The sequence below is a fragment of the Thalassospira sp. UBA848 genome (assembly GCF_002295455.1).
GTDB lineage: Bacteria > Pseudomonadota > Alphaproteobacteria > Rhodospirillales > Thalassospiraceae > Thalassospira.
Window position 1 is genome coordinate 1 of the sequence record NZ_DBGS01000146.1, and the last position, 8,924, is coordinate 8,924.

Below are 8,924 nucleotides of genomic sequence, written 5' to 3' on the forward strand. Positions count from 1 at the left end.
CATCAACCATTAAATCCGTATACCATAAACACCAAATTACAACTAAAATAGCATTGAAAAAGTACCTATTTGGTCTTTTTCTGGTTTCGGTTTGTGGTGGCGTCCGCGCCGATGCCAGCGATTTCAATTGCTATCAATGGCCGCTGCGCGAAAGCAAAGGCAGCCTCGCCTATGATGGTGATACGATCTTCATCCAAATGCCAGGCTTACCAGATCCGATATCAAGAATGTCTGTCCGGGTAGCTGGCCTTGATGCTCCGGAGATCCGGGGCGCATGTGATGCGGAGAAATCGGCAGCAGCAGCTGCGCGTGATCGGGTTCGGGCTTTACTGGATCAAGCTGTCCAGACAAATACCCCGGTTCAATTCTGCAACCCTGAATGGGGTCGTTATGGTGGCCGTGTAGTCGCTTGGGTCGCTGTTGGCAATATCTGGCTTCATGAGCTCCTTATCCGGGAAGGGCATGCACGTCCCTATGATGGCGGTGAGCGCGGAGGATGGTGCAGTTCGCTTGAATGAACGGCACTATATTTCACTGTCGAAACTATCAAAAAAAACACTTATTTAGTATTGAATTAGTTCTTGCATTGATCTGATAATTCAGTATATTAATGGTACTGAATAAATACTATTTAAATAATTAAGTGATACCATATAAATGTTGGTTTAATGCTGTTTCAATGCGGGTTCGAATGGAGGTCAAAGTGACCAAGCACAAGAAATCCCAGGGTTCAATCTGGTCTGCTGATCGAAAGATCATTGCGAGGGCTTTTGAGCTAAGGGCCGCACAAGAGCTGCAATCCTTGTTGCGCGAGGAGATTGCAATTCTGCCAGCAAATCTATCAGACCAGATCAAGCCGTTTCAGCTTGGTGTGCGCGCTATCCTTGGCGATCTGATGAAAGCAGGAACGACACCTGATGAGCTGAAGCATGCTCTGCAGAGATATACCGGCGCGACTGGATACCAGATGGCTTTGGGGCTTGATGACAGTCATCGATATCGACTGGACGGATCTGTCGATGATCCCGTGTCGGAAAATAATCGTGAGCACGCCCGGAAGATCGCGTTGGGTCGCTTCAAAAAGATGCGGCGCAAGAATGCAAACCCTCAGCTAGATGGCCGATTAAGTTCGCCAGTATCAAAACCAGAACCAGTCAAACCGGCTCGCACAGTTCTCACCATCAATCGTCGATCCGGTACCTAAAAAACACATATACAATACTGATTATGTATTGATTTAATGCGGGAGTAATGCTGTGATTGTCTTGTTTGGAAGCCGCAAGGGCGGATGTGGAAAATCGACGACAGCGGTAAATGTTTGTGCCGCACTCGCAAAGCAGGGAAATGATGTTGTGTTGGTTGACGCCGACCCACTAAGCACTGCTGCAAAATGGGTGATGGACCGGGACGAAAATCCCGATCTTCCCAAAGTCCACTGCGTTCAGAAATACGACAATATCCGCGACACTCTGATCGATCTGAACAATCGATACGAGTATGTGATTGTTGATGCCCCTGGCAAAGATAGTCGGGAGCTTCGCACGGGTATGACAGCAGCTCATAAGCTGATCGTACCTTTCAAGCCCTCGAATGCGGATCTGGATACGTTGGGCGAACTGCAGAAAATCATTGTCGAGGCACGTGATTTCAATCCGGGGCTTGAGGTCCATGGTCTTATGACGATGGTGCCGACCAATCCAGTCATTCGCGAGCGCGAAGAGGCTCGCGAATATTTGGCAGACTTTCCTGAGATCAAGTTGCTTTCCGAGGTCATCTGTGAGCGCAAGGTTTATCGGGATGCTCTTCCGGAGGGACGTAGTGTCGTCGAGATGGACAATCCCAAAGCGGCTTCCGAGATACATGCTCTCATACAAAGGATGTTCTGATGGTAAAACGTCGCGAGCCGAAAAATACTGAAATCCCAAATGTTGATCCCGCGAAGATTGAAGACTTTGCAAGCCGGGTGGATGAAGTGGCCAAGCCCGGGCGAATGGGGAGGCCGCCAAAAGCGCCAGGCAAGAAACGGGATTATAAGGCGATCAGCCTTCCATTCAATCAGGCGGAATGGGAGGTTCTTGAAAGGGCGGCTGAAATATCAGGTCGATCCAAGAACAACTTTATTCGTTGGGCTATCGCGGAAGTAGCAAAAAGCTTATAGCTTGGAAAAATATAACTCCAGCCTCTACGAATTCTTAGTTGGTTATTTTGCTGGTGCACCTAGAAGCTTGATAACAAGTGTCTAGGCTAGGATTTCCCGCATCTTAACGAAATGTCTACTGAATTCATTCACTACAATCATATGTTCACATATTGTTCTCGGCGACTCACTGTGGTAGTGATGGCAGAGTTAGGGGAAAAACTAGGGAGACGAGCATGCAAGTTCGATCATCACCGACGGTGATAGATTTGTTTTGTGGCGCAGGTGGTCTCAGTGAAGGACTGCGTCAGGCTGGCATTAGGCCTGTAGCTGGTGTTGATTTCGATAAGCACGCAGTAGCGACCTATCGCTTGAATCATCCTAGTGTGCCGGTGATTGAAGGGGATGTCGAAAAGGTAACCGGCGAACAACTTATGGAATTAGCAGGTGTTCGAGAAATTGATCTGATAGCAGGGGGGCCTAGCTGCCAAGGCTTTAGTACTCATGGCAAACGGATGCAGGACGACCCGCGAAATTTTCTCTTTAAGCATTTTGTCCGGCTTGTTGACGAGGTGCAGCCTAAGATGTTCCTAATGGAGAACGTCCGAGGGATGCTCTCCTACGAGAAGGGAGCTTTCCGGCGACAGATTGAAGAGGCTTTTGAGGAGATTGGATATCGTACAGATTTTGCACAAGTGTTAGCTGCCGACTATGGGGTTCCGCAGATGCGACATCGGATACTCTTTATTGGTACGCGAGTCGATGATATCAAGCTTTCATTCCCTGCGCGTAGCCATAGTTCGGGAGGAGAACCCAAACTGAAGCCGTACGTTACAGTCGAAGAGGCAATCGGCGATCTTCCGCTGATGGGGAACGATTACAATCGAGAAGAGCGCCCCTATATTTGCCGTCCGCAAAATCCCTACCAAGTTTATTGCAGAACTGACGCGCCAGACAATGTAACGCTGCACGTTGGAAGACCGCTTTCAGCACAGGCCCAGTCTCTAGCTAACCATATTGGTCAGGGCGAAGGGCTTAGGGCGGCGCCAGTGGATGTGCTGCCTGCGCGCTTCAAAAAAATGCGGACTATATCGAGCGGTGCGCTACGTAGAGACTGCACGACTCTTTATCATCGTCTGAGTCCGACTAAACCATCTTACACCATTACATGTAACTACAGGAATGTTGCATCTGGCCCCTTCTTACACCCATGGGAGGATCGAGCTATTTCTCACCGAGAAGCTGCGAGGTTTATGAGCTTTCCTGATCGCTATCAGTTCGTGGGCGCTAGCTTTCCCCGGCAGATTGGCAATGCCGTCCCGCCTCTTCTGGCCAAGGCAATTGGAGCGGAAATTGTAAAAATGCTTTCTCAAGTGAGCAACGAACATAGTCGTGCTGCCTGATGACAAAGAAAATCAGAGCTGACAGGGTTGCATCTGCCCTAAACAATATGGCGAATTGGCGTGGCAAAGCAAAAAGTCAAGGGGCTACTCACCTATTCCCAATGCTTGCATTGATTGAACGTGGGGCCGGCAACTTGCCCGGTACTGCCACGCTAATGAACGAGACACCGCACGAGTTTGATTTTTGGAACAAGTATTTTCGTTTGGTGGATGAAAATGAAGCCAAACCTTACTTCAATCCAGTCACCTTGCGTCGAGCTGAAGCGGGGTTTCCTCATAGCAATTCAGCGACAATAAGGAAGAATACTTTTGCTGGAAAGTGGAATGCCGCTTCTAGGCGCATAACCGATAATGGTGAAGAATGGATTCTTGCTGACGACTACGCAGATATCTTTCGTGACAAGGTTTTGACAAAGGGACCGAATGTAGCACGAGCACCGATCCTTGATATTGCCGCTCTCTTCTTCCGTGATAGAGAATTTCCGGATGATGCTGACGCTCGTGATTTGGAAGCAGCATTCAGGTCGGAGTTCCCGCAGAGGGATGAGGATTACGAGAAACTGTTCGTATTTCATCCAGAGGACCCTGATAAAATCTTCGTCGAAGCTTCAGAGGATCAAGACTATTATGCAGCGATCCAACAGGTTCTGGTCAATGATGTAAAGTCCTCATCTGCAATTCCTGTGGTTGCTCCAGATTCCTTGGCAATGGATCTGGATGACCCAATCTTACTTCAAGTGCAGAAGCTATTGGGGCTTGGGACTTCTGGGATTATCTTAACAGGTGTACCTGGAACTGGAAAATCTTACTACGCGAAGCGAATTGGGAAGCATCTTGTTGTTGACTCGGAGCGCGACATGTTTCGGGTGCAATTTCATCCGTCTTATGGCTATGAAGATTTTGTTGAGGGGTATCGCCCTGACGAGATAGCTCAGTCAGGCTTTAAGGTGGTTGACAAAATATTCCTCATTGCTTGTCTGCGTGCGAAAGAACTTGCGCCAGCAAAACGGCTCGTGGTGATGATCGTTGATGAGATCAATCGCGGCGATCCAGCCAGAATTTTTGGTGAACTGCTTACCTATATTGAGCGCAACTATAGAGGTGAGAAGTTCACATTACCCTTCTCTGGTAAGCAGTTCTCGGTTCCAGAAAATCTTGTGATCATTGGGACCATGAATCCATATGACAGGAGTGTCGCTCAAGTTGATGCTGCTTTTGTCCGCCGTTTCGATCACATTGAAATAACTCCATCTAGAGAGGTTGTTGAGAGCCTCCTAGAAGAAGGAGGCGGCTTTACTCAAGATCAAGTCTTCGAGATTGGCCAATGGTTTGACGTAATACAGCGGATAGTTCCTTTCGGTATTGGGCATTCATTTTTCTCCGACATCAAGAATGTGGATCACTTGAAACTCGTCTGGGAGTATCGACTCCGACCCGCTGCAGTTCATGCCATAGAGTTGAACGACGGTGCAATGGATGACCTCGCCGCAAGCTTCCATGCTCTTGTTCGTCGCCTTGAGGGCGTGGCGGATCATGCCTAATATCATCGAATGTAGGGAGTTTGAGGAACTATCCGTCCGTGTTAGCTCTCTGCTGCAAGATGGGGAACTCCAGTTAGATGAGAGGATTACGACAAAGGGTTACTTGACGGCTACAATGCGTGGCGGTCAGGTTGTGCTGAGAGCAACGCGCTTTGTAGGAACTATTCCACTGACCCCCGGCATCGCTGTTAGAATAGTCCCTAGAGCAACAATCTCGAATCTTTCATACATGCTGGTTCATTCAGGTGTAATTCCATCAGCAATCTCTGGGTTTGTGCGAGGCTATATGCCCCGCTTTGTGACAACAAATAACGCTGAGCTTATTTACGCTCGATCGTTGATCGCAGGTGTTAGGCTAATCGCCCGCAAAGGTTATATGAAGGAGTACTTGGCTCCAAGATTCAAAACACCCTGGAGGGGGCGACTTATTGCATCTGACACGGTTCGCAAACATGCTTCAAAGGGTATTAGGTACAGGCATGAGTTCGAGCAAAGTGTTTTGACTCCTTCTACAGTCCAGAACATCGCTCTTAAGGTTGCGTTGAAACAAGTCATTGATTGGTTTGTTGAGAATGATCATCGGAACCCGATGCTACGCGAAGCGCGAGATCTGTATCACGGCATGTGGCATATTTCCGATTGGGAGGCTAGTCGGAGCGATTTAGTTAGGCAGCTCTCAAAGAAGATCCAGTCACTGTCTTCTCGCTTTTCACACTACAGGGACCCTCTCTGGTCGGCATACCTAATCCTTCAAAGTGCGCTACCGGAGTTAAGCTTTGATGGGTTTGTTAGATTAGAATCATTGATCATAGATGTCTCGCAAGTTTTCGAAGCGTTCCTGCGTAGGGAGTTGGCGGTGCGCCTTGCTCCACATGGGTATCGCGTTAGGGACGGCAACAACTCGTCTAGCCCATTTTTCATAGATGGAGGCGGTTATTCCGTTCACCCTGATATGATTATTTGTCAAGATGACAACATAGTTGCTGTTCTTGATGCGAAATACAAACCGGAACCCAAGGAGACAGATCGCTATGAAGTGCTGTCTTTTATGGATGCTATGCCAGTGACGCTAGGTGGGTTTGTTTGTCCTGCTGATGGTATTGATACATCACGGTACCTTGGTACTACAGCGTCAGGTAAAGAGATGGTTTTGTTGAGATATGACTTAGCTGCTTCAGATCAGGATGCTGAAGCTGATCGTTTCGCAAACAATGTTTTGCGAATGATAAATGGAAACCACGAATACTCTTGAGATGATACCCTTCGATGGCGGCCACCAAAGATAACCATAAAATATTGTTCTAGGGATATCTAGTATCGGTGTCGATCTATCTAATGCAGTGGCTGTATACGATTATTGCGTTAGAGATTTCAGCTGTCTTGTCGATTCACAGAGAGACGTACTTACATTCATTGATTTTGCAATTGAAATTTGCAAAATGGTGCCAACATTTGTGAAAATCAACGTTGATTGACACAGGTTAGCGGGGCTCTTGGTTGAACACTTGTGTCCTTACCAAACTATTGGAATGTCTTGCCATCTCGTCGTATAGCACGGCGACCGATTGGTGGATGTCATGAACCAGTCCGGGACCTTTGACCTGGACACTCTGCCAACCGTCACAGCGTCCTTACCAAATCTCCCTTCAAGCTGATCAATTGCTTTCATCAGTGGGTTGTCCAGTTGGCAGTGTCCTGTAAAAAGATCTCTGGGCGCATCTTCCGGCCGACACAAATCCAGCATCAATATGCCGGCTTTTTTCACGGCAAGATCGTTGCGCCAAATCCGATTGATGTTCTGGCCAACCAGGTTGCTCGCGATCCTTGTGTCATTCGTTGCAGGCGTCATTGTCAGCTCGCAACCCCGCGAGAACTGCTGTCGATCCATCTTGAATCTGTTGCTCAAAATAAAGAGCTGACACCGACACGCGACAAGGTTAAGCCGGCGCAACTTTGAGCATGCCCTGCCAGCGAACGTAATCAGCGCTTCTTTTAACATTTCCCTGTCGTCAATCTCTTTTCCGAAGGATCTCGACACGCACACGGTTTCACGCTGTGGTGGGCTGTCATCGAGGTTAATGCATCGAATGCCGCGAAGTTCGCGCACGGTTTTCAGGCCGCCGACCGTCATCATTTTCCGGGCGGTTGTATCAGGCATATCGCGAAGTTGACGGGCTGTAGTAACGCCAATGGAGGCAAGCTTGAGGGCGAACTTTCGCCCAACACCCCAAATGTCACCTGCCTCAGTTCGCTCCAGGGCGAGGTCTATCCATTTCTGATCATCGAGGACAACCACGCCTTTTGCCTTGGGGGATTTCTTTGCCAGGCGGTTCGCGAGCTTCGCAAGTGTTTTTGTGGTCGAGATGCCAATCCCGACAGGTATCCCGGTTTCGCGCAGGATCTTCGCCTTCAGATCCCGTGCCCATAGATCATGATCGATGGGCGTATTGTCCAGGTCGATGAAAATTTCGTCTATTGAATAGATTGCGCTGTCCGGTACCTCGTTTGCTATGAGCGTCATCACCCGTCGGCTGATATCCCCATAAAGTGCATAGTTGCTGGATTTGACGATCACGTTATGCCGACGTACCAGGTCGCGGATCTGGAACAGAGGTTGCCCCATCTTGATCCCCAACGCCTTTGCTTCAGGGCTTCGTGCAATCGTGCATCCGTCATTATTTATATTACATTTAATATAGTTTGTTATTATTCAGAGCTTTGATTTAAAAGAGTAAATACAAATATATTATTATTTTTGTTCACACAAAAACTGTTCAGTCAAATTATATAGGTGGTTAGAAGATAAGTGCATCAACACTAATTCGATGAAAATAGATTTCTGGCTACCAAGTGTAAAAAGTCGACAGATGAATTTTGGGAACGGATCAGAAGAGATTTAAAGTTCTGAGTGCTGGTTGGTATGTCATTTAAAATGGGCGAGGGGTGAACTGTCCTGTATTAAAGTCAGCCTTGTCTGGTTCACCCCTCGCCCAATCAGTCAATATTGGGATGCTAGTAACTTGCTCGACGTAACCTCAGTGCATTCGCAATGACTGATACCGAGGATAAGCTCATGGCTGCAGCGGCAAACATTGGTGAGATGAGAATGCCAAAGAACGGATAGAGCAGACCCGCAGCAACAGGCACACCGGCTGCGTTATAGACCATCGCAAAGAAGAGGTTTTGCCGGATATTGCGCATCGTTGCTTCCGAGAGTTCTCGGGCTCTAACAATCCCGCTCAAGTCACCTTTGACGAGGGTGAAACCAGCACTTTCAATTGCAACATCAGCGCCCGTACCCATCGCAATTCCGACATCAGCCTGAGCAAGAGCAGGGGCGTCGTTGACGCCGTCACCTGCCATGGCTACCTGATGGCCTTCAGCCTTGAGTTCCATAATTAAATTGGCTTTGTCTTCTGGGGAGACATCGGCCCGAATCTCGTCAATGGAAAGTTTATTGCCAACGGATTTTGCTGTTCGTTGGTTGTCACCGGTTGCCATGACGATTCTGAAGCCTTGCTTCTTGAGCGCCTTTAAAGCCTCCAATGTCGTGTCCTTGATCGGATCGGCTACGGAAATGAGCCCGGCAATTCTTCCATCAATAACGACATGCATTACCGTCTCCCCCATATCTCGCCGATCATTTGCTGTTTTATCAACAGTAGAATGATCGATATTGAGAGTCTGAAGGAGTTTACTATTACCTAGGGCAACCGACTTGCCATCCACCTTTCCGGTGACGCCCTGACCGGTTACAGCTTCAAAGTCCTCTGCCTTATCAAGGGACAAGCCGCGCTCCTGAGCAGCACTAACAATGGCGTCAGCCAATGGATGTTCGGATCC

At 48.3% G+C, this 8,924-nt stretch carries 9 protein-coding genes; 7 read left to right on the forward strand and 2 right to left on the reverse strand.

Annotation, left to right across the window (positions count from 1 at the left end; genetic code table 11):
• The 7 genes from B2R48_RS20260 to B2R48_RS20290 all read left to right on the forward strand — a co-directional run.
• Positions 1 to 518 (forward strand): hypothetical protein (locus B2R48_RS20260; RefSeq protein WP_349676163.1); only part of this gene is annotated, 518 nt, incomplete at its 5' end.
• A gap of 185 nt (positions 519 to 703) precedes the next feature.
• Positions 704 to 1,204 (forward strand): ProQ/FINO family protein, encoded by a 501-nt coding sequence (locus B2R48_RS20265; RefSeq protein ID WP_168173423.1) that lies wholly within the window; start codon positions 704 to 706, stop codon positions 1,202 to 1,204.
• 52 nt (positions 1,205 to 1,256) lie between these two features.
• Positions 1,257 to 1,886, forward strand: coding sequence for a division plane positioning ATPase MipZ (locus B2R48_RS20270; protein ID WP_063089345.1), 630 nt, complete (start codon positions 1,257 to 1,259; stop codon positions 1,884 to 1,886).
• Positions 1,886 to 2,158 (forward strand): hypothetical protein, encoded by a 273-nt coding sequence (locus B2R48_RS20275; RefSeq protein ID WP_063089344.1) that lies wholly within the window; start codon positions 1,886 to 1,888, stop codon positions 2,156 to 2,158. The genes B2R48_RS20270 and B2R48_RS20275 overlap by 1 nt, the downstream gene beginning before the upstream one ends.
• A 215-nt stretch (positions 2,159 to 2,373) precedes the next feature.
• Positions 2,374 to 3,540, forward strand: coding sequence for a DNA cytosine methyltransferase (locus B2R48_RS20280; protein ID WP_063089343.1), 1,167 nt, complete (start codon positions 2,374 to 2,376; stop codon positions 3,538 to 3,540).
• Positions 3,540 to 5,081: an McrB family protein gene (locus B2R48_RS20285; RefSeq protein ID WP_063089342.1), complete on the forward strand. Its 1,542-nt coding sequence runs from the start codon at positions 3,540 to 3,542 to the stop codon at positions 5,079 to 5,081. The genes B2R48_RS20280 and B2R48_RS20285 overlap by 1 nt, the downstream gene beginning before the upstream one ends.
• Positions 5,074 to 6,333: a 5-methylcytosine restriction system specificity protein McrC gene (locus tag B2R48_RS20290; RefSeq protein WP_063089341.1), complete on the forward strand. Its 1,260-nt coding sequence runs from the start codon at positions 5,074 to 5,076 to the stop codon at positions 6,331 to 6,333. Before B2R48_RS20285 ends, B2R48_RS20290 begins: the two co-directional genes overlap by 8 nt.
• A 261-nt stretch (positions 6,334 to 6,594) precedes the next feature.
• On the opposite strand, the gene B2R48_RS20295 is transcribed toward B2R48_RS20290, so the two are convergent.
• Together B2R48_RS20295 and B2R48_RS20300 are read right to left on the reverse strand one after the other, a co-directional pair.
• Positions 6,595 to 7,791, reverse strand: coding sequence for a Y-family DNA polymerase (locus B2R48_RS20295; RefSeq protein WP_309471237.1), 1,197 nt, complete (start codon positions 7,789 to 7,791; stop codon positions 6,595 to 6,597).
• A 302-nt stretch (positions 7,792 to 8,093) separates the two neighbouring features.
• Positions 8,094 to 8,924, reverse strand: an 831-nt coding sequence (locus tag B2R48_RS20300) for an HAD-IC family P-type ATPase (RefSeq protein WP_297003788.1), incomplete at its 5' end; no start/stop codon positions are given.

Excerpts from the sequence above, each read along its gene's own strand:
- B2R48_RS20280 (WP_063089343.1), top strand. The coding sequence starts at position 2,374 with ATGCAAGTTCGATCATCACCGACGGTGATAGATTTGTTTTGTGGCGCA.
- B2R48_RS20275 (WP_063089344.1), top strand. The coding sequence starts at position 1,886 with ATGGTAAAACGTCGCGAGCCGAAAAATACTGAAATCCCAAATGTTGAT.
- B2R48_RS20285 (WP_063089342.1), top strand. The coding sequence starts at position 3,540 with ATGACAAAGAAAATCAGAGCTGACAGGGTTGCATCTGCCCTAAACAAT.
- B2R48_RS20290 (WP_063089341.1), top strand. The coding sequence starts at position 5,074 with ATGCCTAATATCATCGAATGTAGGGAGTTTGAGGAACTATCCGTCCGT.